The sequence below is a fragment of the Cupriavidus sp. SHE genome (genome assembly GCF_000812445.1).
GTDB classification, from domain to species: Bacteria; Pseudomonadota; Gammaproteobacteria; order Burkholderiales; family Burkholderiaceae; genus Cupriavidus; species Cupriavidus metallidurans.
On sequence record NZ_JWMB01000013.1, the window covers coordinates 56,012 to 79,743 of the forward strand.

General features: G+C 65.1%; 25 protein-coding genes. 7 read left to right on the plus strand and 18 right to left on the minus strand.

What is annotated here, in order from left to right; all coding sequences use genetic code 11:
- Positions 1-29 precede the first annotated feature (29 nt).
- The 11 genes from gspF to gspG all read right to left on the minus strand — a co-directional run bounded on the left by gspF (position 30) and on the right by gspG (position 11,432).
- A complete protein-coding gene (gene gspF / locus RN01_RS06780) occupies positions 30-1,247 on the minus strand; it encodes a type II secretion system inner membrane protein GspF (protein WP_017512169.1) in 1,218 nt (405 codons plus the stop codon).
- Between the two features lie 20 nt (positions 1,248-1,267).
- Positions 1,268-2,743, minus strand: a complete 1,476-nt coding sequence (gene gspE, locus RN01_RS06785; RefSeq protein WP_035834911.1) for a type II secretion system ATPase GspE — start codon at positions 2,741-2,743, stop codon at positions 1,268-1,270.
- Between the two features lie 77 nt (positions 2,744-2,820).
- Positions 2,821-5,166 carry a type II secretion system secretin GspD gene (gene gspD, locus RN01_RS06790; protein WP_024569533.1) on the minus strand — a complete coding sequence of 782 codons (2,346 nt, stop codon included), beginning with the start codon at positions 5,164-5,166 and terminating at the stop codon, positions 2,821-2,823.
- Positions 5,167-5,200: 34 nt separating this feature from the next.
- Positions 5,201-6,007 carry a type II secretion system protein N gene (locus RN01_RS06795; RefSeq protein ID WP_017515526.1) on the minus strand — a complete coding sequence of 269 codons (807 nt, stop codon included), beginning with the start codon at positions 6,005-6,007 and terminating at the stop codon, positions 5,201-5,203.
- Entirely contained in the window at positions 6,007-6,561 is a 555-nt protein-coding gene (locus tag RN01_RS06800; protein WP_223277291.1) for a type II secretion system protein M, read from the minus strand. The genes RN01_RS06795 and RN01_RS06800 overlap by 1 nt, the downstream gene beginning before the upstream one ends.
- An 8-nt stretch (positions 6,562-6,569) precedes the next feature.
- Positions 6,570-8,099: a type II secretion system protein GspL gene (gene gspL / locus RN01_RS06805; protein ID WP_017511954.1), complete on the minus strand. Its 1,530-nt coding sequence runs from the start codon at positions 8,097-8,099 to the stop codon at positions 6,570-6,572.
- Between the two features lie 231 nt (positions 8,100-8,330).
- Complete coding sequence (gspK, locus tag RN01_RS06810) at positions 8,331-9,314, minus strand: type II secretion system minor pseudopilin GspK (protein WP_017511953.1); 984 nt, start codon at positions 9,312-9,314, stop codon at positions 8,331-8,333.
- Positions 9,315-9,343: 29 nt separating this feature from the next.
- Positions 9,344-10,036: a type II secretion system protein J gene (locus RN01_RS06815; protein ID WP_017511952.1), complete on the minus strand. Its 693-nt coding sequence runs from the start codon at positions 10,034-10,036 to the stop codon at positions 9,344-9,346.
- Positions 10,026-10,430, minus strand: coding sequence for a type II secretion system minor pseudopilin GspI (gspI, locus tag RN01_RS06820; protein WP_017511951.1), 405 nt, complete (start codon positions 10,428-10,430; stop codon positions 10,026-10,028). The genes RN01_RS06815 and gspI overlap by 11 nt, the downstream gene beginning before the upstream one ends.
- A complete protein-coding gene (locus tag RN01_RS06825; RefSeq protein WP_017511950.1) occupies positions 10,427-10,951 on the minus strand; it encodes a GspH/FimT family pseudopilin in 525 nt (174 codons plus the stop codon). Before RN01_RS06825 ends, gspI begins: the two co-directional genes overlap by 4 nt.
- Positions 10,952-10,967: 16 nt before the next feature.
- Positions 10,968-11,432, minus strand: a complete 465-nt coding sequence (gene gspG, locus RN01_RS06830) for a type II secretion system major pseudopilin GspG (protein WP_017511949.1) — start codon at positions 11,430-11,432, stop codon at positions 10,968-10,970.
- 193 nt (positions 11,433-11,625) lie between these two features.
- Here gspG and RN01_RS06835 point away from each other — a divergent pair, with 193 nt between their 5' ends.
- The 5 genes from RN01_RS06835 (at position 11,626) to RN01_RS06855 (ending at position 15,672) form a co-directional block, all read left to right on the plus strand.
- Positions 11,626-12,078: an Rrf2 family transcriptional regulator gene (locus RN01_RS06835; protein ID WP_024569529.1), complete on the plus strand. Its 453-nt coding sequence runs from the start codon at positions 11,626-11,628 to the stop codon at positions 12,076-12,078.
- A gap of 93 nt (positions 12,079-12,171) precedes the next feature.
- A complete protein-coding gene (locus RN01_RS06840; protein ID WP_017511948.1) occupies positions 12,172-13,392 on the plus strand; it encodes a globin domain-containing protein in 1,221 nt (406 codons plus the stop codon).
- Positions 13,393-13,562: 170 nt separating this feature from the next.
- Positions 13,563-14,174, plus strand: coding sequence for a general secretion pathway protein (locus tag RN01_RS06845; RefSeq protein WP_017511947.1), 612 nt, complete (start codon positions 13,563-13,565; stop codon positions 14,172-14,174).
- A 175-nt stretch (positions 14,175-14,349) separates the two neighbouring features.
- A complete protein-coding gene (locus tag RN01_RS06850) occupies positions 14,350-14,949 on the plus strand; it encodes an EF-hand domain-containing protein (protein WP_017511946.1) in 600 nt (199 codons plus the stop codon).
- 228 nt (positions 14,950-15,177) lie between these two features.
- Positions 15,178-15,672, plus strand: coding sequence for an Lrp/AsnC family transcriptional regulator (locus RN01_RS06855; RefSeq protein ID WP_008647119.1), 495 nt, complete (start codon positions 15,178-15,180; stop codon positions 15,670-15,672).
- A 99-nt stretch (positions 15,673-15,771) separates the two neighbouring features.
- On the opposite strand, the gene RN01_RS06860 is transcribed toward RN01_RS06855, so the two are convergent.
- Positions 15,772-16,470, minus strand: a complete 699-nt coding sequence (locus tag RN01_RS06860) for a GNAT family N-acetyltransferase (RefSeq protein ID WP_017511945.1) — start codon at positions 16,468-16,470, stop codon at positions 15,772-15,774.
- 321 nt (positions 16,471-16,791) lie between these two features.
- Here RN01_RS06860 and RN01_RS06865 point away from each other — a divergent pair, with 321 nt between their 5' ends.
- Both RN01_RS06865 and kefC read left to right on the plus strand, forming a co-directional pair.
- A complete protein-coding gene (locus tag RN01_RS06865) occupies positions 16,792-17,382 on the plus strand; it encodes an NAD(P)H-dependent oxidoreductase (protein WP_024569359.1) in 591 nt (196 codons plus the stop codon).
- Positions 17,379-19,193, plus strand: a complete 1,815-nt coding sequence (kefC, locus tag RN01_RS06870; protein WP_024569358.1) for a glutathione-regulated potassium-efflux system protein KefC — start codon at positions 17,379-17,381, stop codon at positions 19,191-19,193. Before RN01_RS06865 ends, kefC begins: the two co-directional genes overlap by 4 nt.
- Positions 19,194-19,222: 29 nt before the next feature.
- On the opposite strand, the gene RN01_RS06875 is transcribed toward kefC, so the two are convergent.
- The 6 genes from RN01_RS06875 to paaB form a co-directional block, all read right to left on the minus strand.
- Positions 19,223-19,843: a TetR/AcrR family transcriptional regulator gene (locus RN01_RS06875; protein WP_008647112.1), complete on the minus strand. Its 621-nt coding sequence runs from the start codon at positions 19,841-19,843 to the stop codon at positions 19,223-19,225.
- A gap of 73 nt (positions 19,844-19,916) precedes the next feature.
- Positions 19,917-20,714, minus strand: a complete 798-nt coding sequence (locus RN01_RS06880; protein WP_024569357.1) for a DUF1835 domain-containing protein — start codon at positions 20,712-20,714, stop codon at positions 19,917-19,919.
- A gap of 120 nt (positions 20,715-20,834) precedes the next feature.
- On the minus strand, positions 20,835-21,920 hold the full coding sequence (paaE, locus tag RN01_RS06885) for a 1,2-phenylacetyl-CoA epoxidase subunit PaaE (protein ID WP_017515263.1): 1,086 nt from the start codon (positions 21,918-21,920) through the stop codon (positions 20,835-20,837).
- Positions 21,921-21,932: 12 nt separating this feature from the next.
- Entirely contained in the window at positions 21,933-22,541 is a 609-nt protein-coding gene (gene paaD, locus RN01_RS06890) for a 1,2-phenylacetyl-CoA epoxidase subunit PaaD (RefSeq protein ID WP_024569356.1), read from the minus strand.
- A gap of 16 nt (positions 22,542-22,557) precedes the next feature.
- Entirely contained in the window at positions 22,558-23,415 is an 858-nt protein-coding gene (gene paaC, locus RN01_RS06895) for a 1,2-phenylacetyl-CoA epoxidase subunit PaaC (RefSeq protein ID WP_017515265.1), read from the minus strand.
- Positions 23,416-23,425: 10 nt separating this feature from the next.
- A complete protein-coding gene (gene paaB / locus RN01_RS06900; RefSeq protein ID WP_008647104.1) occupies positions 23,426-23,713 on the minus strand; it encodes a 1,2-phenylacetyl-CoA epoxidase subunit PaaB in 288 nt (95 codons plus the stop codon).
- Positions 23,714-23,732 lie beyond the last annotated feature (19 nt).

Here is a 23,732-nt window from a genome sequence, read left to right on the forward strand (position 1 = left end):
AGAGAGTCAGCGCCTCAACAACTGACGCGCTATCTGACCAGCTGATTGATCTCGATGATTGGCATTAGCACGGCCAGCACGATCATCAGCACCACCACACCCATCGTCAGAATCAGCAGTGGCTCAAGCAGGCTGGTCAGGAACATCGTACGGCGCTCCAGTTCCTGGCCTTCGCCGGTGGCTGCGCGGTCGAGCATCGTCGGCAGGTTGCCGGTGGCCTCGCCGGACCGGATCAGGTGCACCAGCACCGGAGGGAACTGGTTCTGCGCAGCCAGCGCGCGCGCCAGCGATGCGCCTTCGCGCACGCGCGTGGTGGCGTCCTCGACGTTGGCCTTGAGCGCCTGGTTGGTCAGCGTTTCTCCAGCGGCCTGCAGGCTGCGCAGGATCGGCACGCCGGCAGATACGAGAATCGATAGCGTGCTGGCGAAGCGCGCCGTGTTGTACCCGCGAATCAGCTTGCCGACCAGCGGCGCGGTCAGTAGCCAGCGGTGCCATGCCAGACGAACGTCGGGCTGCTTCAGCAGGCTGCGAATGATTGCCACGACCGCGGCGATGACACCCAGCGCGGCCCACCACCAGTTGCGCACGAAATCTGACAGTGCCAGCATGATCACGGTCAGCGTGGGCAGCTTCTGCTTGGTATTGGCAAACACGCTGACCACCTGCGGCACCACATACGACAGCAGGAAGATCACGATCGCGAACGCCACCACCGTGACGATGGCTGGGTACGTGAACGCGAGCCGGATCTTCGACGTCAGCGTGTTGCGCGTTTCGATGTAGGTGGCCAACCGTTCGAGCACCATGCCGAGATGGCCAGAATGCTCGCCGGCTGAAACCAGGGCACGGTAGATGTCCGGAAAATCCTTGGGATGCTGGGCCAGCGCCACGGAGAGCGAGCTGCCGCCCATGACTTCGGCGCGGATGCCAGCAAGGAGTTCGTGCACGTACTGGCGTTCGGCCTGATCGGCAAGCGCGCCCAAGGCTTCGTCGAGCGGCAGGCCCGACACGATCAGGCTGGCGAGCTGGCGCGTGAACAGCGCCTGCTCCTGCGTCGACAGCCGGCGCACGAACGCGCTGCTGCCGCTGCGCTTGGCCAACCCTGCGCCGGCCAGCGGGTCAACGATGATTGGCGTCAGCCCGCGTGCGCGAAGTTGCGCGCGCGCCTGCTTTGGGCTGTCGGCCTCGATGACGCCGCGATCTGCACGGCCGGCGGCGTCGGCGGCTTCATAGCGATAGGCGGGCATACTGCGCGGGCTCCTTCGCTCTAGTCGCGCGACACGCGCAGCACTTCTTCAAGCGAAGTGGCGCCGCTGTCGATCCAGCGCTGCGCATCACCGCGCATCGTGTGCATGCCCTTGGCCAGCGCCCGTTGCTTGATCTCGGACTCGGGCTGCTGGCGGTGGATCATCGTCTGGATTTCGGCATCGACAGTCAGCAGTTCATACACACCCATACGGCCCTGATAGCCGGAATTTCCGCACTTGTCGCAACCTACCGGGTGCCATACGCGCTGCAGTGGCTTGCCGTCGGCAAGAAGCGTCTCGGATTCGCCCGGTGTGACTTCGATGACTTCCTCGCGCTTGCAGTGCGGGCAGAGACGGCGCACCAGCCGCTGCGCCAGCACGCCAATTAGCGACGACGAAAGCAGGAACGGCTCGATGCCCATGTCGACCAGACGGGTCACGGCCGAGGCTGAATCGTTGGTGTGCAGCGTGGCCAGCACGAGGTGGCCGGTCAGCGATGCCTGCACCGCGATCTGCGCGGTTTCGAGGTCGCGGATTTCACCGATCATGACCACGTCCGGGTCCTGACGCAGAATCGCGCGCAGGGCCTTCGCAAAGGTCATGTCGATGCGCGCGTTGACCTGTGTCTGGCCGATGCCGTCGAGATCGTATTCGATCGGATCCTCGACGGTCATGATGTTGGTCGTATGGGAGTCTAGCCGCGATAGCGCCGCGTACAGCGTCGTGGTCTTGCCCGAACCTGTGGGTCCGGTCACCAGCACAATGCCGTGCGGCTGGCGAATCAGATCATCGAAGCTGGCCAGCGTCGAGCGCGCCATACCGAGCTTGGCCAGGTCGAGACGGCCCGCTTCCTTGTCGAGCAGACGCAGCACCGCGCGCTCGCCGTGTCCGGTCGGCAGCGTGGATACGCGCACGTCCACCGGCCGTCCGCCCACGCGTAGCGTGATGCGGCCATCCTGCGGCAACCGTTTCTCGGCAATGTCGAGCTGCGCCATGATCTTGATCCGCGAGATCAGGGCACCATGCAGCGCCTTCTTCGGACGCACCACGTCGCGCAGCGTGCCATCCACACGGAAACGCACGACCGATGACGACTCGAACGGCTCGATGTGGATATCGGAAGCCTGTTCGCGCGCGGCCTGCGTCAGCAGCGCATTGATCATGCGGATGATTGGCGCATCATCCTCGGACTCGAGCAGGTCTTCCACGGCCGGGATGTCCTGCATCAGGCGCGACAGATCGACTTCGCCTTCCACCTCGCCCACCACCTGCGCGGCGGTGCCGTCCTGGCGGTTATAGGCATCGGACATCGCGGCCTCGAGTTCGGCCTGTTCCAGCACGCGCAGATGCAACGCGCCGTGCACGCGCGCCACCTCGGCCAACGCGGCCGGAGAGGTCTTGCGGCTGACCCAGACTTCGAGTCCGTCGGGGCGTTGGTGCGCGATCAGCAGCGGTGCTTCGCGCGAGAACGTGTACGAGACCAGCCGCGCCGCCATCGGCGACGGGGCTTCGAGTGGCGTTTCTGTCGCGGCGGGTGCCGTCACTGGCGTATCGGTTGCCATGATGTTCAACCTTACGCGCCCTGGCCGGAAGCGGTCTGCGAGAGCGGCCGCTGTACCGGCTGCGGCACGGTCTGCGGCGCGGGTGCGGACGTCGACGGTTGCCCCGGCGCAAGGGGCACCGGGCCGGGCACAGGACCGTTGTAGCGCGGGTCGACGAACGGCGCGGTCGGCGCATCGGCCGGCGGCAGCACGGGTGTGTTCAGCTCGCGGACCACCATGTTCGGGGAGACGAAGTTCTGCTGCTGGCCGCGGATGAAGTCGTAGCGATCCTGCGTCAGACGATCCGTGGCGGTGGTGGTGCGCATCACGTAGGGGCGCAGGAACACCAGCAGATTGGTCTTCGAACGGGTCTTGTTCTCGTAGCGGAACAACGAGCCGAGGTAGGGGATGTCACCGAGCAGCGGCACCTTCTGGACGTTGTCGCCGTAGTTGTCCTCAATCAGGCCGCCCAGCACGATGATCTGGCCATCGTCCACGAGCACATTGGTTTCGATCGATCGCACGTTCGTGGTGGGGCCCTGCGGGTTGGTGAGCGTGCCGGGGGCCACTTGCGAAGACTCCTGGTAGATCTGCATCTTGACCAGGCCGCCTTCGGAAATCTGTGGGCGCACGCGCAGCGTGATGCCGACATCCTTGCGGTCGAACGTCTGGAACGGCGTCACCGAGGTCGAACTGCCAGTCTGCGCGTACGATCCCGTGGTGATCGGAATGTTCTGGCCGATGAGGATCTTCGCTTCCTCGTTCTCGAGTGTGATCAGGTTCGGCGTGGACAGCAGGTTCACGCTGGTGTTCTGTCCCAGTGCGTGGAGCAGCGCGCCCAGACCGATGGCCTTGTTGATCACCCCAAGATTCAGGCCGCCCACATCGGGCACGAGGCCACTGATGGCCGCCAGGCCGGCGGTCTTGTTCTGGTTGTAGAGCGCGGCCGCCGCAGTCAGGTTGATGATGTTCTGGCCGCCGGCACCGAAGTTGGTCCCAGCGAAGCCGACGGTGTTGCCGCCCGAATTGATCAGCCCTTGCCACTGGATGCCAAGCTGGCTGTCCAGCGTGCCGCTGACTTCCACGATCATCGATTCGATATAGACCTGCGCGCGCCGCGCGTCGAGGTCGTCGATCACGCCGCGCAGATTGCGGTACACCGGCTCGCTGGCGGTAATGATCAGCGAGTTCGTCGACGGGTCGGCCTGGACGATGCCGCCCGTGGTCGGTTGCTGGTTGACCGCGAACGATGCGGAGAACGCGTTGCTGCCGCTGCCGAAGCTGTTGCCGGAACCGCTGCGGTTGTAGTTGCCGGTATTGCCACCGGTGTACTGGCCGCCTTGCGGCAGTGAGGTGGATTGCATTGCGGCGCCGCCCGTCGCGCCGCCACCGGGTTGCGTCGAGCTGGAGAAACTGCTGTCCGCCGCGACGATGGCCCGCAGCGTGGCCGCGAGCTTCACGGCGTCGGCATTCCTGAGCGGCACCACCCAGATGTTGCCAGGGCGCGCGAACGGCTGGTCGATCTTCTCGATGAGCTGGCGTGCCTGCTGCACGCGTGCGCGGCTGGAGGCGCGGATCATCAGCGAGTTGCTGCGCGGTTCCGCCACGACGGTCGTGCGCAGGCTCGCGTCGCCAGCGCCGGCTCCACCTGCGGCGGCGGTCGGGTCGAGCAGTTTCTGCAGGACCACTGCTGCATCGCTGGCGATCGCGTTCTTGAGCGGAATCAGCTCCACTTCGCCGGACGCGGGCGCATCCACCGCGGCGATGATCCGTGCCAGACGGCGCAGATTGTCCGCGTAGTCGGTGATGACCAGCGTGTTGTTGGCCGGGTAAGCGGTGATCGTGTTGTTCGGCGCGATCATCGGCCGCAGCACTGGCACCAGGTTGTTGGCCGATTCGTAGTTCAGGCGGAAGACCTGCGTCACCACCTGGTCGCCGCGATTGCTGCTGGGACCGACAACCGTGGGCGAGCCCTGCAGTTTGGCATCGGCTTCGGGTACGACCTTGGTGAAGCCGTTGGACTCGACCATCGCGTAACCCTGCATCCGCAGCACGGAACCGAGCGTTTCCAGCGCCTGCGCGCGCGAGACGGGCTGCTCCGTGACCAGATTCACGGTGCCCTTCACGCGCGGATCGATCACGAAGTTCTTGCCGGTGGCCTGACCGACCGCCTTCACCACCGACTCCAGGTCGGCGTTGACGAAGTTCAGCACCACCTGGTCACGATTGCTACGCGAGCCGATGTCGTTCGGTTGCGGTGGCTGCTGGGATGGCTGGGCCCAGAGCGGGGCGGGCGCCAGCAGCGACAGGCCGCACAGCAGGACGACGGCGCGGGCGCAGGCGGTACGAAAGACGGGTTGGTTGGCTCGGGTTTTCATCATCGATTCAAGGCGGGCTGCCGAGGACGGGGCCTCAGTAGCGCAGCCTGGTCACATTGTTCTCATGTCGTCCCAGCAGGCTCATCAGGCCTGCCAGCTGGGTGGCCGCTTCGGGGTCGGTACGTGCCGTGCCATCGAAGCGCGCTTGCCTGCCGATCGTGCCGCTGCCCTCCAGGTACAGCGGCCCGGCCGTGGTTTTCAGTTGCAGCGTGCCGTCCGCGCCGGTCAGCTCGACCTCGGCGCGGTAGCTGCCCAACGGGCGCAACCGGCTTACTGCGGCGGACATCTGCTCGAGTTGCATCGACAGGTGCCCGTACTTCTGGTTGCCGGCGAACTTGCCTTGCAGCGCCGACCAGTCGATACGCATCATGCCGTCGGGGCGCAGCGTATTGAAAGGCGCACCGACGCCCTCTAGCAGTGACGCCGGCAGGCGGATGCTGCCCGGCGTCACGGTCCAGCCCGACGGCGTGACAGCTACCGTCGTCGGCGCACCCATCGCCTCGGTGTGCGAGACGGTCACGCGGGCCGTGCCTGTGAACAATGGCCAGAACGCCACGTCCCAGGTCAGCCGCCCCGGCAGTACCGTGGCGGTCTGGCTGCCCGTGCCCGCTGACAGCGCCAGCGTGGCGCTGCCGTGCCATATCGTGCCTGCCGCGTCGGCCAGCAGCACCCGGCGTTGCGTCTCGCCGGCGATGCGTTCGGCCAGCCACGTGGCCGGCATCGATACCAGTACGGTGACGCCGACAGTGGCGATGCAAAGCAACGTCCAGCGCACGCGCCGCCAGCCGCGTGACGCGCGGATGCGCTGTCGCGGCAGACGCAGGGCTTCGAGCCGCGCCATCACCGGCCGCCGGTGCCGGGGCCCTGCAGCGTTGCGGTCATGTTGACCAACGCCGTGGCGCCCACATAGCTGATACGTGTATCAGTGACCTTCAGTCGTTGCTGTAGCCGCACGTCTTGCAGCCAACCGGCCACGGACCCGAACGGAACCTTGTCCAACTGAATCTGGACGGCGTTGTCGCCGGTCGTCATCAGGCGCGTGGCCTTCAGGCCGTGCTGCACCAGGCTGTCCTGCAGCGCCTGGGTCAGCGCGTCGCCACGCAGTGACGGGGCGCGATTGGCCGACAGGCCGCGTGCTTCCTGCGCCAATGTTTCCATCTCGGACAGATCCGCACGCAGCACCGGCAGGTTGCGCGTCAGCCGGGCTCCCTCGACGGAGGCCGGCTCCCACAGCAGCAGGTAGCCGAAGACCAGCACAAGCACCACCGCGCCACCGCCGAGGATGGCCTGTTCGCGCGGATTGCGTGCGGTCCAGAATACGTCGAACTGCTCGCGCCACCGATCGGGGACGCGCGGCTTGAAGCGGGCGAGGCGCGTGGCCATGTTGGTTGACATGCCTGATCTCATGATGCCGTCCCGCCTTCCGCCTTCACGGTCCAGTGCGAACCGGTCGGCGTCGGGGCGCCCCCGCTGCGGCTCGCCGCATCGGATGGGCTTCTGTCTTCATCCATCTGAAGACCGACCTGGCGCACGGCGTTCTGCAGTGCGGAGGTGTTGGTGCCGGGCTTGAGCGTCACGTAGAGCGTCGCGGCGCGGTATTCGAGCTGGAGCAGCGCATCGGGCGGCAGATCGCGCGCGGCGCGCGCAAAGCCGTCGGCGAGCGGCAGGAAATCGTTGGGTGTGCTGCGACCGCTGGCCGTGCGCAATTGCTCCACCTGGCGGCGCATCAGCAGAATGGGCTCGGCTACCGGCGGCACGTTCGGAAATGCTGTGTGCAGCAGATCGACCTGAGCCGCCTCCAGACGCTTGGCTTCCTTGCGAAGCGCCAGCCATTGCGCGTTCATGCCGACGATCTGCACGAGCAGGAGCGCGACGACCAGCAGGGCCGGCCAGCGCCATGCGCGCACGTTCCAGCGGTCCATGCGTCCCTGGGCGAACTCGAACTGCGCCAGATCGAGTTGCGGCTGTTGCAGGCATTCCTCGACGCCAGCCAGCCAGATGCGCCAGGTCTCGGAGGCACGCGATGCGTGCATCGGCGGACGCTTGCCTTGTAGCGCCTGTACTGGCGCGTTCGCCAGGGCCGCGTTGTCGCCATGCCATTGGCCGGCCGGCGCCAGGAGCTGCCATGTCGACAGCGCCCGGTCATCGAGCAGCAGACCGTAGCCCTCGTACGGGCCGGTGCGCACGGTCAATTGCCACAGGCGCGACAGTTCGCCCGGCGCGGGTGCCGCGGTGTCGAGCAACAGCGCCGATTGCGCGAGCGTCGAGGTGGCGGCTTCCACGACCAGCGTGGCGGGTTGTTCGGGACTGGTATCGGCTGTGCCCGCTTCTGTTGGCGCCGACTGCCCAGCGGCACGGGCCGGAGATGCGGGACCATCTGCAGTGGCCAACGCCGGTTCCGGCTCTGGCGCGGGTTCGGGGGCCGTGACCGGGGCCGCGAGCGGCAGGCAAAGCTGGGCGGCCACCACATGGCGGCGGCGATGCTTGTGTTCCGCGAACTGGTCGAGCGCGGCGCGCATCCAGGCGCGGTCGGTCACCATCAGTAGGCGGCGGCGCGGGCCACGCGCTGAACCGGCGCCATCGAATGCCGGCCCCAGGGCGATATGGCATGGCGCGGCGTCGGTGGCCAGCACGTCCTCCACGAGGTTCGGCAGCGCGAGGCGCATCCGTACTGGCGGCAGAGGCGGGACCATGGCCGCCGTCAGCAGGACATCGCTGGCGGCCACGATCAGCACCAGGCGGTCTGCCGGCGGCATCTCGGACGGCACGGCGTGGCCTTCGCGCAACAGCTCGGGTGCCTGTTCGGCCGCCTGGCGGCGATTCTTATCCCCTACGGGCGTGCGTACCAGCGCAAATGGCATGGCGCCGAACTGCCACGGTTGCGGCTGGTCGTGCGGCCGATGCGGCAGGCGGACGTAGAGGGTGGTACTCAAAATTTCCCTGTAATCAGTGGAAAAGTCGCGCGGGAGTTGCCCGACAGGGGCGTCCGGGCGACGCAAATCGTTGCGGGGGATAGCCTGGAATAGCGGCAGACGGCCGCCCAGGTTCGGCGCAGCAGCATACCTTGCCTGTGTGACTAACTCGCGTCAATAGCGTCCCGTCCCAATTTGCAGGCGGCAGAATCTAACGCTGTCGCAGGACAAAACCTGATGCGCGTCGGCCAGTTAGTTCGACGGGGGCATGGCATCGGCATCGCGCGACCAGACGACGCGGGTCGTATTGCCACTGCCCTGCACATTCTGGCGCTCGACCAGCGATACCTTGAGGCGGCGCGCCCGATCGTGCCGCACCAGGCCGTAGATCAGGAAGTAGCGCGAGCTCACGTCGAGCGTGTTGGCCGTGATCACCGCCTTTGGTGCAATTGTCTGCAACTGTGTCGTGATGTCGCCAGTGTTGTTGAAATAGGCGCGGTCGCGCTGGCGGAGAAGCTCGCGCGCGCGGTCCAGCGGCAGCTTGTCGATCACGGCGGCCAGCACCTCCGCGTCCGCGGTGTTGGCGTTGACCGTGGTGCGTTCGGGCAGCACCGTCACGAACGGTTCGAGCGTGTCGATCATCTCCGGGGTGAAGCCCGGAATCGCCAGCAGGCTTTGCACGCTGTCTGGCGGCCTCGGCACGGGTTGTCCGTCGCCCGATCCACCCTTGGCTGCGCGCAGGACATATTGCGCAGTGGTCTCCGCCAGCGCAGCGTTCATGCCGAGCGTTTGAAGCAGGCGTCCGAATGCCTGCATCGATGCGGGGTCGATCGAGATCGTGAGACCGGATTCGCCGGACGTCGACTGATAGAGGTTGGTCAGGTTGAAACGTGCCTGGGCATCCAGGATGCGTCCAGAGAGAAACGACGTTTCTCCGGCCTGATCGGTGCGAAGCCCGGCGCCGAGAAAATCGGACAGGCGTGTTTCGGCCACCGGGACCGACCACGGCTCGCCGAGGTAGTCGACGTTCGAGCGGCGCTGGTCGTCGCGCAGGATCAGGCGTGCCCAGTCCACCGCGGCGCGCTCGATCCACTGGGCCTGCGCCATCAGCCGCTGATTCTCGATCGAGCGGATCTGCACCTGCTGGCGCCAGAGCATGCCGGAGACCACCACCACGGCCAGAGTCACGATCAGCAGCGCCGTGACGACAGCGGCGCCACGCTGGCGGGATTGCATGAAGGAGGAAGGGGGGTGATGGCGCACGGTCACAGTCCCGTCGTGCAGATCTTCTGGAACTGGCGGGGTACGTCGCCGTCGCCCATGCGGGCCAGGACCGTCAGTTCGACCGCACGGATCGCCACGGTCTTCGCCACAAGATCGAGGCCAGCCTGCGCGTCGCTGGCGCCGACTGCCGCCGCGGCGCTGCCTTGCTGCAGCGCGGCCCGTATGCGCCCGGTGTCCGTCAGCCAACCGGACGGCTCCACCCAGACCCGTGCGGAAAGCTGCTCGGCGTCGGGCAGCAGCGGACGCAGCTGGACACCTGTCGTGGCAGCCGTCTGACGCATCGACTGGATGGCGTTCTGTACCTCGTTGCGCGACATCGCCGGGCGGCTTGCCGCGCGGACGATCGTGTTGCCGTCCAGGCGATAGGACACGACCTGCCAGGCCGGCGGCGAGCCGGCATCGCGTCGATCGCGCACCATCAGTATCTGATTCTGGGCGAGTTCCACCGGGCTGGCCTGCAGCAGGGCAGGCAGGGTCAGGTGCTCGCAATCGGACTGGAACTGCCCATAGAGCACCTTGAGTGTATCGAGTCGCTTGTCGTGATCGACCAGACGTTCACGGGTGCGCGTCATCGAATCGAGCGCGCGCCATCCGATCACGGCCATCACGGCCAGCAGCGTGATCGCCACCAGCATCTCGAGCAGCGTGAAGCCGCGGCTGCGGTCAGAGGACATTGCGCGTTTCATTCGGAACCAGCGTGACGAGCCAGGCCAGCCGCACGGACTTGTTGGTGGCCGAAGGGAAGACGGAGATCTCGACGCGCCGGAAGGAGGGATTCGGCGTGCTCGTGACGGATTCCTCGCACCAAAGCGTGGCGCCGCCCTGCGGGCAGTCATAGCCACGCGTGCCGGGCTCGGGCCAGGTCTTCGAAAGTCGCAATGTGGCGAGGTGGTTCTCGGCGCTGAACTCAGCCAGCATGCGCTGCTGGAGCGAGATGCTCGACTCGGTCATCGAACCCATCGCCCGCATGGCGGCGGTCAGGGCCACTGCGAGGATTGTCAGCGCGACCAGTACCTCGATCAGCGTGAAGCCTTCGCGGCGATGTTCACGAATGCGACGCGCGCTCATTGCAGGACCGTGGCCACGTAGCGGCCGCTGCCATCGCCGGTCACGTCGACGCGAATGGCGCCGCTCGTGAGGATCAGGCGCTGCGGTTCGTCGATCAGCTCGCGACCAAAGACCAATCGAACCGGGCCGGCACCCAGGCGGCGCCCGCCTTCGGCAATGACGGCGCCGTCCAGGCGTACCCGCCATTGACCAGGCGCGAAGATATCGGTCCGCATCGGCACCCAGCCCTGTGGCGTGGATTCGAGAAAGCGCCAGCCCCCGGCATCACCCTCCCAGGCGATTGGGCGGGCGCCAAGCTGGGCGTCTTCCTGGGCGAGTTCGAAGAGGCGGGCGATGCGCTGGCCGTCGTCGAGCACGCGCCCGCGTTCGTTGGGCGATGCATTGACGGCCACCAGCGAGATAACGATGCCAGCGATCACCATGACCACCAGCAGTTCGAGCAGGGTGAAGCCGGGGACCCGGCGGCACGTCCGGCGACAAGGAGCGAATGCGGTCAGGCCGCGTGGTGTCGCCGGGCGCATGGATCAGAAAGGGCGCTTATTCCCAGTTGCCGATGTCGGCGTCGTTGCCGGTGCCGCCGGGCTGGCCATCGGCACCGAAGCTGAACACGTCGATCTCACCGCGTACGCCCGGGTTCAGGTACTGGTACGGATGACCCCACGGATCCTTCGGCAGCTTTTCCAGGTAACCACCGCCCTTCCAGTTGTTGGGAACGGGCTCGATGGTCGGCTTGGTCACCAGCGCCGCCAGACCCTGTTCGGTGGTCGGGTAGCGGCCATTATCGAGGCGGTAAAGCTTCAGCGCCTGCATGACCGACGAGATGTCCTGACGCGCCGCGACGATGCGTGCCTCATCGGGGCGGCTCATGATTTTCGGCACCACCAGGGCCGCGAGCACCCCCAGGATCACGATCACCACCATGATTTCGATCAGGGTGAAGCCGCGCGCGCGACGGCGTTGGCTGGGGAGTCGGGTGTCGGGCTGGGTGGCGAATCTGCGCATCGTGAATAGTGCCTTGGACTTGTATGTCGGGAGAGAGCCGCGCCGAGGCAAGCAGCGCGGCGGGTATGATCGGAAAGTATAACCGCCGCCGCATGACTGTTTAATGTGCTGAGGCAGATCCGGCTGTGCTTAATGCTGCATTGCATCAAAAATCTTGCATTGGCGATGCACGTTATCTATGATTCCAGTCACGATGCAACTGACCCGATTCTCCGACTACGCGCTGCGCCTGCTGATGTATGTATCACGCGGCGACGGCAGCCGGCCAATCACGATTGCCGAGGTTGGCCAGCAATTCGATATCTCGCATAACCACCTTGTGAAGGTGGCTGCGCGGTTGTCGAAGCTCGGCTGGATTTCGGCAACGCGCGGGCGCCACGGTGGTCTGCAACTCGGCCCGGGAGCGGAAAAACTGTCCGTCGGCGCGATCCTGCGCGAACTCGAAGGCCGCAAGGCCATCATCGACTGCGCCGATCCGCCATGTGCCTTGAATGGCAACTGCCGTTTGAAACGGGCACTCGATGACGCCGAAGAGGCGTTCTATCGCGCGCTGGATGGTGTGACCCTGGCCGATGTGTCAGGTAGCCGCACGGCCGAATCGATCATCAGCCTGCATCGAGATTTCCTGAGCCGGCACGTGGCATAAGGATTCGGGGGGCCACCCCGACCCATGTCGTCTGCCGGCTTTATTGTGCGCAAAAACATGCATTTTATATGCATGAATCAAGGAGTTTTGCTGATGTTGTCCGCTGCTTCCCGCCCCTATATTGATGCCAGCGTCCCCGTGCTGCGTGAGCACGGTCTTGCGATCACGACACATTTCTACCGAGAGATGTTCGCGGCGCGCCCCGAACTGAAGCGCATTTTCAACATGGGCAATCAGGCCAATGGCTCGCAGCAGCAATCGCTGGCCTCGGCAGTGTTCGCCTATGCGGCCAACATCGATCGTGCCGACGTGCTTGCGCCCGTGGTCGAGCGCATCGTCCACAAGCACGTGGCGGTCGGATTGACGCCGGCTCACTATCCGATCGTCGGCAAGTATTTGCTGGAAGCCATTGCCGCCGTGCTGGGCGACGCCGCCACGCCGCCGCTGCTGGCCGCCTGGGACGAAGCCTACTGGCTGCTGGCCGGCGAACTGATTGCCGCAGAGGCCCGACTCTATGAACGCCATGGCGTGGCGGCAGGTGAACTTCTGCGCGTGCGCGTGGTGAACCGCGAACAGGAGGGGGATCAGGTGGTGGCGTTGACGCTGGCCGCCGAAGACGGCTCGCCGCTGCGTGACTTCGTGCCGGGTCAGTACATCAGCGTTGAGGCATCGTTCGCCGACGGACGCCGTCAACTGCGCCAGTATTCGCTTTCGGGCGAGCGCGGCCTCCCGACGTGGCGTATCTCGGTGAAGCGCGAAGATGGCGCAAGCGACGCGCCGGCGGGGACGGTATCGAACTGGCTGCATGAGAACGCCCAGGTCGGCACGACGCTGCACGTGAGCACCCCTTGGGGCGATTTCGCGCCCGAGCTCGACAGCCGCCAGCCGATCGTGCTGATGTCGGCAGGCATCGGCGTGACGCCGATGGTCTCGGTGTTGCGCACGCTCGCACACGAAAATCCGCAACGGCCGGTGCTGTTTGCCCATGCCGCCCGTCATGGTCGCCAGCACGCGCATCGTCGCGACCTGGCATGGGCGCGCGAGCGGATGCCCAATCTGCGTACCCATGTCAGCTATGAAACGCCGCAGTCGGTGGATGCCTCGGGGCGCGACTACGACCACGCCGGCACGATGCCGGTCGAGGCCCTGCTCAAGTCTGGTGACAACGCCGCTTTCAATGACGCCCGCTTCTATCTGTGTGGCCCGCTTGGCTTCATGCAGGAGCAGCGTCGCGCGCTGATCGCCTCGGGCGTTCCAGTCGGACATATTCATCGCGAAGTGTTCGGGCCGGACCTGCTCGACGACATCCTTTGATCGCCGTCGCATTCTTCGAATCTGCCGGCTGATATTGCGTCAGTTGGCAGACGACAGGTGACATGTGGGTCTGGTACGCTAGGCGGTCTCCCTATTCGAGCCGCCCGGCGTATCGATCTGTGTCAACCCTGCTTCGGCCTGCCCTCCGTTTCGACCCGTCCGCCGCCTGGATGCCTCGCCTGGCCGGCCTGGCGCTGTTTGTCGCGCTGTGCGCACTGGTGACCCATTGGGTCCTGGTATTCAGCGCGATGCGGACGATCCCCGTACCCACATCCGCGCGTCTCGCCCAGACCGAGCCAGTCGAGACCGGAGCGGTGGCGACGCTATTCGGCGGCAGCGCCCAGTCAGGCGTTCGCGATGTGCAACTGATCGGCGTCGTGGCGGATCTGGACGGCGTCGGCCCTGCGGCGGCAATTCTGTCGCTCGACGGCGGGCCGCCCAAGGCCGTGCGCGTCGGCACATCGCTGTCTGCGCAGATTCGTTTGACGGAAATCCACGGCCGCAACATCGTGATCGAACGCAACGGCGTGCGTCAGGAGATTGCATTGCCGGTGCAGAACACGCCGACAGCGGGTCGGCCGGGCAACCTCGGCGCGGCGCCGCCGGCCGGTGCCGGTGCACCGCTATCGACACCGATGCCGGCCCCCGTCCCGCCGAGCGTGGTCAACGCGCCGGCGCAGCCACAGGAGTTCAGCGCATCCCCGGCGCAGCCGGTGCCGCCGCCGCCTCAACATGCGCCCGCGCAAGGCCCGGTTGGCGAGAGCTTGGGCGCGAAGGACTAAGCCTGTCGGATGCCCCCGCGTTTCAGAATGTTGCGCAGTGTTTGAGTATCTTGCGTCTGTTTACGGCACTCGTCTGTTCTGTGAGCCCCGTAACATCGTATTAAAAGCGCCAAACTTGCGTGGTTGTCTGGGTTCTAATCTGTACATGCCCAACGTGATGAAAAGGAGCACAGACATGCAACGCAATCACAAGACGCACGCACTCAAGCAGTTCATCGCGGCTTCCGCCGTATTCCTGGTCGCCGGTGGCGCCTTTGCCCAAGCTGCAGCGCCTGCGCCGTCCGATGGCCCGCAAGGCATGCCCATGCACCGCATGGGTGGCCCCGGCGAGCACCGCGGCGGAGACTGGCTGATGAAGCTGGCCGATACGGACAAGGACGGCACGATCTCGAAGGCCGAGTTTGATGCGCTGTTCAACAAGATCGATACGAACCACGACGGCAAGCTCGACAAGTCCGAACTGGCGGCCTTTCACAAGGCAATGTGGGAGCAGCGTCGGGCCGAGATGAAGGCTGATTTCGAGGCCAAGTTCAAGGCCGCCGACAAGAACAATGACGGTGCGCTGACCCGCGACGAGTTCAAGGCGGCCTTCCCGCGCATGGCAAACCGCTTCGATCGGATCGATGCCAATCACGATGGCAAGGTGACGATGGCTGAGATCGAAGCCAGCATGCAGAAGATGCACAAGGATCGTATGGACCGGATGGAGCGCCGCGGCCCTGGCGGTCCGGGTGCCGCGCCTGCGCCTGCAGCGCCTTCGAGCGGCGGCAACTAAGCCAACTTTCACCGGCAGATGAGCGCGACCTTCGGGTCGCGCTTTTTTTTCGTGGACGGGACTCACGAAAGATCATGGCACCATCCTTGCCTGTGCAATCCAGTGCATTTCATCGGCGTATTTGGCCCGTGATAGCGGGTATCGCATCAAAAAAATTGCGCATTTGTGCACGACTTGTTAAATTTGCGCAAAAAAATTGCCGACAAACATATTGCGGAGCAACAAAACGTGAGCAAGGTGGAGCTGGACAAGATCGACCGAAAGATCCTGGAAGTCCTGCAGACCAATGGAAGGCTGACGAACCTGGAAGTGGCGGAGCGCGTGAATCTGTCGCCAAGCCCTTGTCTGCGTCGCATCCGTCGTCTGGAGGAGATTGGCGTCATTCGCCAGTATGCAGCGCTGCTGGAGCCCAACAAGATCGGGCTGGGCCTGCTCGCCTATATCAACGTCAGGCTGGAGAAGCAGGGGGGCACCCCGAAAGGCAAGGCGCCGCTAGACCTCTTCCGGGCGGCCATCCAGACGTGGCCCGAAGTCGCGGCTTGCCACGCCATGACCGGCGAGATGGACCTGCTGCTCAAGGTGTATGTCGAGGACATGGAACACTTTGCCCGCTTCATGCAGGAGCAACTGCTTGCGCATCCTTCCGTGATTGATGTGCGTTCGAGCTTCGCACTCGAATCGATCAAGGACACCACGGCGCTGCCAGTAGCTGGCAACGCCTGATCGGCTGGCTGAACGCCATACCAATGCAAACGGCGCACCGCGAGGGTGCGCCGTTTGCATTTCCGAGCTAGCGTGTTGGGCGTGCTAGCGCGGCGTGTGTCAGACCGTGTGTTTCTGCGGCACCAGCGAACGCCAGAAGCGCAGGCCGAAGCGGCGGGCATCGCGCAGATTGCGACGCATCATGTAGTCGAGGTCGGCAACTTGCTCGTCAAGCGCTTCGGTCAGGCGGCTCACGGTGTCGGCCGGCGTCAATTCCAGGTATGCATCGGCTTCACCGTACGCATACTGCACCTTCATGCCGGCCTTCTTGGCGATGTGCATCATCGCCGCGTTGCGCGACAGGCAGTGCATGTAAAGGGTACGCACGCTGGTATTGCGCCCGTGGATCGCGGCCCGCTCGAACAGCGCGCTGCCGATACCGCGGCCACGCGCGCTCTTGGAGACCGACACGCCAAATTCGGCCACGCGGCCCTGCGCATTGTCACGCAGGTTGGCGAAGTGACCCACGCCGATCAGTTCCAGGTTCTCGTCGTAGACGCCGAACACGCTGTCGTGGTCGAAGTCGATGCTGTCGACGTACGCCTCCACCACGTGATCACCCACCGACTGGCCAAAACGGAGCAGGCGATCCTCCTCACCCAGGGCGAGGAAATGCTTGAGCAGGCGCGAGCGATGATGGGCGGCCAGTTCACGAACCAGAACGGTGTGACGGTGGGCTGCCTGGCTTGCTGCGGCTGCACGGCGGAGATCTTCGTCGGTTACGGCTCCGACGGCCTTGCTCAGTTCGAGCGGGTTCACTTTTGTTTCCTTCTTCAGTGATCGGTATAAAAATAACACCGTCGCGGTGGATGCCTGTGCACTTTCGTGTCACGATGCACTGGATCCGGGCAAACACTAGGTTGCTGCGACGCGAAAACTATTGTAGTGGAATTGTCAGTCTCGCGTAAGCTACCCTGCGCCGCAACACACCCAGAAAAGTGTGATATTTCGAAAAATTGAGCCAAATCAACGGTTTGGCCGCGCGATTCTGGCGTCATCAGGGGGTGTGTTGTGGATTTGCTGCAACGCCGCATTCTCCTGCTGCCGGCCACTCGCTGGACCCGTTCGTACCCAGACACCATGACCGAGCCCCCCGTAGTTGTGATCTTCGCGCATCCGTCACCCAGGCGTTCACGCGTCAACCGTCCCCTCGCCGAAGCGCTGGCTGCGTTGCCCCATGTGGAAGTGCGCGAGTTGTACCGGCTCTACGTCGACTACGACATCGATGTCGTCGCCGAGCAACGCCTTCTGTCCACCGCCGAGACCCTGGTCCTGCAGTTTCCCGTGCGCTGGTACAGCGTGCCGGCGCTTCTCAAGCTGTGGCTGGATGATGTGCTCGAAAGCGGCTGGGCCTTTGGCCCCGGCGGCACGGCGCTGCGTGGCAAGTCGATGCTGGCTGTGGTCAGCACCGGTGGTCATGCCGATGCCTATGGCCCGGAGGGCACCCATGGCCATCCAATCGCCGATTTCCTGCTGCCGCTCGAACAGACCGCGCTGTTGTGCGGCATGACCTGGCTGCCGCCGGTGGTGCTGCATGACGCCGACAACGCCGATAGCGATGCCGTGGCGCTCCATATCGAGCATGTGGCGCGTCATCTGCCGGCGCTACCGCTACCCCCTGAAACGCAACAGTGGACCGATGCGGAGCTGGGCGGGGAGGACGCGCCATGAACCAGCACGATTTCATGATTGCGCTGGTCGTCTTCCTAGTGGCGGCAGTGGTGGCTGTGCCGCTGGCGCGGCGATTCGGGCTTGGCGCCGTGCTCGGATATCTGCTGGCGGGTGCGGCAATCGGACCCTACGCGCTGAGGCTGGTGACCAACGTCGAGTCGATTCTCCATTTCTCGGAGTTCGGCGTTGTCCTGATGATGTTCGTGATCGGCCTCGAACTCGAGCCACGCAAGCTGAAAAACCTGCGCAAGACGATCTTTGGCTATGGCACGGCCCAGATGGCAGCTTGTGCGCTGGTAGTCGGGGGAGCGGCCGCATTGCTGGGCGCGTCGTGGCAGGTTGCGATCGTCGCCGGTCTGGGCCTCGCGCTGTCGTCTACCGCCATTGCCTTTGCTACCCTGGCCGAGCGGAATCTGATGGGCACGCCCGCTGGTGCGGCCAGCTTCGGCATTCTGCTGTTCCAGGATATCGCTGCGATCCCGATGATCGCGCTGCTGCCCTTGCTGGCGATCGATGCCGCCGACATCGCACCCCACGGCCCGCCTCACTGGCAAACGGTGGCCAGGGCGGTGGCCGTACTCGGCATCGTGGTGGTCGGTGGCCGGTACCTGGTGCGGCCCGCATTGCGCTTCATCGCGCGCACGGACATGCGCGAGATGTTCACCGCCTTCGCGCTGCTGCTGGTGGTTGGCATCGCGCTGATGATGGAAGCGGTGGGCGTGTCGATGGCGCTTGGCACATTCGTCGCCGGCGTGCTGCTGGCGGACTCCGAGTACAAACACGCGCTGGAAGCCGACATCGAGCCATTCAAGGGGTTGCTGCTCGGCCTGTTCTTCATGGCCGTCGGCATGTCGATCGACTTCGGCGTGCTCGCCCAGGCGCCGTGGAAGGTACTTGGGCTGGTTGCTGGATTCGTACTGGTCAAGACCCTGGTGCTGGCGGTGCTCGCGCCTCGGTTCGGGATTGCGCGAGGCCAGTGGTTGCTGTTCGGGCTATTGATCTCGCAAGGCGGCGAGTTCGCGTTCGTGGTGTTTTCGGTGGCCGACAACGTTGGCCTGCTGAGCGAGCATATGCACGCGCTGCTGGTCCTGATCGTGGCGCTGTCGATGGTGGCCACGCCGCTGTTGCTGCTTGTCTTCGATCAGCTGATCGCGCCGCGCCTGCACATCCTGATGCGGAAGCCCGACGATGTGATCCCGCCGCAGCACAACCCGGTAATCATCGCGGGTTTCGGGCGGTATGGTCAGATCATCGGTCGCCTGCTCTATGCGCAGGGCATCGGTGTGACCGTGCTCGACCATGATCCGGACCAGATCGAGTTTCTGCGCCAGTACGGCTTCAAGATTTTCTATGGCGATGCCACGCGGGTGGACCTGCTCGAGGCAGCCGGCGTGGCGGAGGCGAAGATTCTGGTCGTGGCGATCGATGGCATGGAAGACAGCCTCGCCTTGATCGACCGCGTGCGTGAGCGCTGGCCGGAGTTGACGATCTGCGCCCGGGCACGCCATGTATCGCACGTCTACCAGCTCAAGGACCGGGGTGTTGGCATCTACGAGCGTGAGATGTTCGAGGGGTCGCTGATGATGGGACGCCGCGTGCTGGAAGGCCTCGGCTTCGACCCCGCGGAGGCACGCAACGTGGCGCTTCGGTTCCGCCGTCACAACATCCAGGGGATCGACCGGTTCTATCCGTACTACACAGACCAGAAGAAGCTGACGTCCCTGACCAAACAGGCGCGAGACGAGCTCGAGGAAATGTTCCGGCAGGATCGCGAGCAGCGGCGCAAGCGCGAGGAGGCCGAGTGGTCCTGATGGCGGGCGCTGCCGCAGGGGGGGCGGCGCTATCCGGTGATGCCCGTCCCGCGCGGGGTCAGGCCGCCTTCGAGGAGGTCGACCACCATCTCCGCGAACTGGGCGTATGACAGCTTGCCGCCGGGCTTGAGCCACGTGAACGTCCAGTTGATCATGCCGAACACCGTCATGGTCAGCGCGGTCTGGTTCTCGGCCGTGACCCGGTCCGGATAGGCAAGGCGCAGCAGGCGAGTGAAAGCGGCCACCACGTCTCGCTCGCGCTTGAGGATCTGGTCGCGCTGTTCTTCGGCCAGGAACTTCACGTCATTGATCAGTGCGATATGGCGTGTCTGCGACGTTTCGTATTCGGCCAGGAAGGCGCGCAACAGGTGCCCGAATGTCTCCCGGCTGTTCAGCCCGCGCCGCGCGCTATCCGCTTCCACCTCGCTGACGATTTGCATGAGCTGACACGTATAGCGGTCCAGCAGGTCGAACAGGATCGCCTCCTTGCTCTCGTAGTAGTGGTACAGCCGGGCTTTCGACGTGCCGCACGCGGCGGCCAGATCGGCCATCGACGTGCTCGGGTAGCTGGTGGCCGCGAAGGCAGCCGCTGCCAGGTCAAGGATTTGTTCTCGTTGCGCCTCGAAATCGGGCGCTTTGGTTCTGGCCATATGGCTCCGAAATGTTCGCCGGGAGGGCGATCGGGGGTCGCTGGGGTTTGCTGGGTCGATTAAGGGACCGGGTTCACGCGTCGTCGTCGGCGAGGCTGTTGCGACGGATCTCGCAGGTGTCGAGTGCCTCAGGGTTGCCGCGCAGCACGAGTTGGCCGGTGCTGACCAGCTCACGGCAGCGCCAGAACACGAACCAGTCACTGGCCAGCAGCCCTTCGATGGCCCCCATCACGCTGCCCACCACTTGGGCGGCCGGTGTCCACTCGGCAGGGGCGCGCTCCAGGATCACGTCGTCGACGGTGTGGTAGGCCGCTGGCACCAGCGTGTTGCCTTTCCACAGCCGCACGTCGGCATTTTCCTTGACGTTCTGCTGCCACTCGTAGCCCAGCCGGCCCAGGCGCAGCACCGAGACCGGCGCGATGGTCGAGAACCGGCGCGCCAGCCTGGCGGCCGAATACATGCCGATGGCGGTCAGGCTGCCATGCGTCGGCGTTTCCAGCTCGCGCAGGTCCATCGCCACCTCGTTGATCCGCTGCGGCGTCTGATAGAGATGAAAGACCACTCGGCGCAACATCAACTGGTCTGACGCGCTCTGGCCATGCCAGATCGCCACCTCCATGTCGTCGCGGCGCAGGGCCTGGAACTGATCCAGCGCCTGGCGCATCTCGGCGGCGAAATCGATATCGGAATGGGGCGCTACCCGCTGCCAAAAGCCGGAGCGGATCAGGCCGGTACTGTCGATATCGGCAATGGGGCCGACGGCGAGGTCGTCACGGAGGACGACAACCGGATCGGGACGGGCCGCCTGGGCCAGAGCCTGGCGCAGCGTGGTGCCCGCGACATCGCCGTTGACGACATGGATATATTGCATGACCGTGATTGTATAGGGTGCGACGGATCAAGCCTGTCTCCGCCATTGTAATCACGGCATGTGGTCAGTCGCGCATTGGCGGCATCCCGGCGTGTGGGATTTCCACCATATGCGCGACGCCTAGCGCTCGTCGTAGCTGACCACCACGCGCGGCGTCACCGCCCGGGCCTGACAGGTCAGGACAAAGCCCTTTTCCATCTCCCACGGCTCGAGCGTGTAGTTCTTCTCCATTTCAACCTCGCCCTCGAGCACTTTCGCCCGGCAGGTGCAGCAGACCCCGCCCTTGCAGGCGTAGGGCAGGTCGAGGCCGGCCGCCAGCGCGGTGTCGAGCACTTTGGCATTGCCAAGCGGCAGGCGCATCTTGTGCTGTTTGCCGTCCAGCACCACCACCAGTTCGGCCGTGCCGGTCTGTCCTTCGAGCGAAACGGGTGTTTCGCGCCGTGGGCCGAGCGGCACGCCGAAGCGCTCGGCATGGATGCGGTGCGGGTCGAGCCCGGCTGCCTTGAGCGCCTCCTCCACCTCGTCGATCATCGACGCGGGGCCACACACGAACGCGGCGTCGATATCGTCGATCGGAATCAGTGCGTCAAGGAATCGGCTCACGCGTTCGCGATCCAGGCGGCCATGCAGCAGATCCACCTCCTGCGGCTGGCGCGACAGTACGTGATAGAGCGTGAAGCGCGACAAATACTGATTCTTCAGGTCCTCGAGCGCCTCGGAGAAGATGATCGTGTCGACGCTGCGATTGCCGTAGACCAGCGTGAAGCGGCTGTTCGGTTCCACGGCAAGCGTGGTGCGGATCAGCGATAGCACCGGCGTGATGCCGCTGCCGGCGGCGAAGGCCACGTAATGACGCGACGCGGCCGGATCCAGCGGCACGTGGAAGCGTCCATCGGGTGTCATGACGTCTAGCGTCTGTCCGGCTTCGACGTTGTCGTGGACCCAGGTCGAAAACACACCATCGTCGACGAGCTTGACCGCCACGCGCAGTTCGCCGCTTTCAGCGTAGTCCTGCACGCCACTGCAGATCGAGTACGAACGGCGCACGTCGTTGCCGCCGACCGGCGCCTTCAACGTGAGGAACTGGCCTTGGGTGAACCGGTAGGCATCCCGCAGGGCGTCAGGCACATCGAATGCGATCGACACCGTATCGGACGTCTCCGGACGAACCTGCGCCACGCGCAGCGGATGGAACTGTGGGGTCATGGCCGGTGGGGGTCAGTAAGGTTTGAAATAGTCGAACGGCTCACGGCAGTCCAGGCATCGGTAGAGCGCCTTACATGCAGTGGACGCAAAGCGCGACAGCTCCTGCGTATGGGGGCTGCCGCAGCGCGGGCATGTCACGGCGTCTTCAGACTGGGCCCGTGGCACGAAGCGCAGCGGTTTGGCGTTATCCGGCTGGGCATCCGTGACGCAGTGCCCCGGCGGGGCGATGCCAAAGGCGCGCAGGCTGGCGCGGCCGGATTCGGTGATCCAGTCGGTGCTCCAGGCGGGCGCTAGTACTGTGAGGACGCGCCAGGGGGCGACCCCAGCGGCCTCGAGCGCGCGGCCCACGTCCTCTTCGATCTGCGACATCGCCGGGCAGCCCGAGTACGTCGGCGTGATCACGGCTTCCAGCGTCAGTCCATCGTCGCCCAGCCGCACGTCTCGCAGAATGCCGAGGTCGCGGATCGAAACGACCGGGATTTCGGGGTCTGGCACGGCCTCCAGTGCCGCGCGCGCGGTGGCGAGCCGATCGTCGGGCGTATCGGTCCTTTTCCCCGAAGGCGTCGAGAACGTCGGCGCGAACGGGGATGTGGTGGCATCACGGGCACGGGTGTCGCGCATGGCTTCGATCCCTGGCTTACCACTGCGCGCCGGGATGGGCGCGCGCAAGCCCCTGCAACTCGGCCAGCAGATAGCCCATGTGTTCCGAGTGCACGCCCTGCTTGCCTGTCGAGAGGAACGCGGACTCGGTCGGCAGGCGCAACGTCGCTTCTTCGAGTGTGGCGCGTACCGTGGCGTCCCATGCATCGCGCAAGTCGGCGGTCAGCACGCCGATGCCTTGCTCCGCGGCTTCCCGCTCGATCGGATCGACGGCAAAGCACTCGTTCATGTACGGCATCAGATGCTCGAGCGCGCGTTGCATCCGGAGGTGAGACGTTTCGGTGCCATCGCCAAGCCGCACGACCCAGCCGGCGGCATGGTGCAGGTGGTAGCGCGCTTCCTTTACCGACTTGGCGGCGATGGCGGCGAGCTCGGCGTCGCGGCTGCGCTCCAGCGCGGGCCACAACTCCACCATCAACGCGCCGAACAGAAAGTTGCGCATGATGGTGATGGCGTAGTCACGATCCGCGCGCGCAGTGCCGGCCAGCGGTCCGTGGTGCGGCAGTTCCAGCAGCGTCCAGTTGTGAAACTCGCGCTCGCCACGCCAGTAGGCGTAGTCGTCTTCATGCCGGGTTCGGCCGGTCAACTGGCCTTCGAGCACGCCGGCATGGCTGTAGAGCAGCCGGGCCTGCCCGATCAGGTCGAGACTGATGTTGGTCAGCGCGATGTCTTCCTCTAGCGCCGGGCCGTGGCCACACCATTCGGCATTGCGCTGTCCCAGGATCAGCGCATTGTCGGCCAGGCGGAGCACATACTGCAGCGGCGCGGTGTGAGCGAGCGGAAGGCCGGCCAGTGGGGCGTCGCCGTTGGAGGCGGCAGTGATGGATGAATTCATGTCGCCGGCCTTACATGTGGTTCACTTCTTCGGGCAACTGATAGAACGTCGGGTGGCGGTAGATCTTGTCGGCCGCCGGGTCGAACAACTCGCCCTTCTCGGCAGGCGCGCTCGCCGTGATCGCCGACGATGGCACCACCCAGATCGACACGCCTTCCTGCCGGCGCGTGTAGACGTCGCGTGCCATGAGCAGTGCTTGCTGCGCATCGGCGGCATGCAGGCTGCCGCAGTGCTTGTGTTCCAGGCCCTGTTTGCTGCGGACGAAGACTTCCCACAGCGGCCATTCCTTTTGCGTCATGTCTGTCTCCTCTTGGCGT

What these genes read in the sequence shown, in the direction of transcription:
- gspF (WP_017512169.1), bottom strand. Translation starts at nt 1,247, where the DNA reads ATGCCCGCCTATCGCTATGAAGCCGCCGACGCCGCCGGCCGTGCAGAT.
- gspE (WP_035834911.1), bottom strand. Translation starts at nt 2,743, where the DNA reads ATGGCGGCGCGGCTGGTCTCGTACACGTTCTCGCGCGAAGCACCGCTG.
- gspD (WP_024569533.1), bottom strand. Translation starts at nt 5,166, where the DNA reads ATGAAAACCCGAGCCAACCAACCCGTCTTTCGTACCGCCTGCGCCCGC.
- RN01_RS06795 (WP_017515526.1), bottom strand. Translation starts at nt 6,007, where the DNA reads ATGGCGCGGCTCGAAGCCCTGCGTCTGCCGCGACAGCGCATCCGCGCG.
- RN01_RS06800 (WP_223277291.1), bottom strand. Translation starts at nt 6,561, where the DNA reads ATGTCAACCAACATGGCCACGCGCCTCGCCCGCTTCAAGCCGCGCGTC.
- gspK (WP_017511953.1), bottom strand. Translation starts at nt 9,314, where the DNA reads ATGCAATCCCGCCAGCGTGGCGCCGCTGTCGTCACGGCGCTGCTGATC.
- RN01_RS06815 (WP_017511952.1), bottom strand. Translation starts at nt 10,036, where the DNA reads ATGTCCTCTGACCGCAGCCGCGGCTTCACGCTGCTCGAGATGCTGGTG.
- gspI (WP_017511951.1), bottom strand. Translation starts at nt 10,430, where the DNA reads ATGAGCGCGCGTCGCATTCGTGAACATCGCCGCGAAGGCTTCACGCTG.
- RN01_RS06825 (WP_017511950.1), bottom strand. Translation starts at nt 10,951, where the DNA reads ATGCGCCCGGCGACACCACGCGGCCTGACCGCATTCGCTCCTTGTCGC.
- gspG (WP_017511949.1), bottom strand. Translation starts at nt 11,432, where the DNA reads ATGCGCAGATTCGCCACCCAGCCCGACACCCGACTCCCCAGCCAACGC.
- RN01_RS06835 (WP_024569529.1), top strand. Translation starts at nt 11,626, where the DNA reads ATGCAACTGACCCGATTCTCCGACTACGCGCTGCGCCTGCTGATGTAT.
- RN01_RS06840 (WP_017511948.1), top strand. Translation starts at nt 12,172, where the DNA reads ATGTTGTCCGCTGCTTCCCGCCCCTATATTGATGCCAGCGTCCCCGTG.
- RN01_RS06845 (WP_017511947.1), top strand. Translation starts at nt 13,563, where the DNA reads ATGCCTCGCCTGGCCGGCCTGGCGCTGTTTGTCGCGCTGTGCGCACTG.
- RN01_RS06850 (WP_017511946.1), top strand. Translation starts at nt 14,350, where the DNA reads ATGCAACGCAATCACAAGACGCACGCACTCAAGCAGTTCATCGCGGCT.
- RN01_RS06865 (WP_024569359.1), top strand. Translation starts at nt 16,792, where the DNA reads ATGACCGAGCCCCCCGTAGTTGTGATCTTCGCGCATCCGTCACCCAGG.
- kefC (WP_024569358.1), top strand. Translation starts at nt 17,379, where the DNA reads ATGAACCAGCACGATTTCATGATTGCGCTGGTCGTCTTCCTAGTGGCG.
- RN01_RS06875 (WP_008647112.1), bottom strand. Translation starts at nt 19,843, where the DNA reads ATGGCCAGAACCAAAGCGCCCGATTTCGAGGCGCAACGAGAACAAATC.
- RN01_RS06880 (WP_024569357.1), bottom strand. Translation starts at nt 20,714, where the DNA reads ATGCAATATATCCATGTCGTCAACGGCGATGTCGCGGGCACCACGCTG.
- paaE (WP_017515263.1), bottom strand. Translation starts at nt 21,920, where the DNA reads ATGACCCCACAGTTCCATCCGCTGCGCGTGGCGCAGGTTCGTCCGGAG.
- paaD (WP_024569356.1), bottom strand. Translation starts at nt 22,541, where the DNA reads ATGCGCGACACCCGTGCCCGTGATGCCACCACATCCCCGTTCGCGCCG.
- paaC (WP_017515265.1), bottom strand. Translation starts at nt 23,415, where the DNA reads ATGAATTCATCCATCACTGCCGCCTCCAACGGCGACGCCCCACTGGCC.
- paaB (WP_008647104.1), bottom strand. Translation starts at nt 23,713, where the DNA reads ATGACGCAAAAGGAATGGCCGCTGTGGGAAGTCTTCGTCCGCAGCAAA.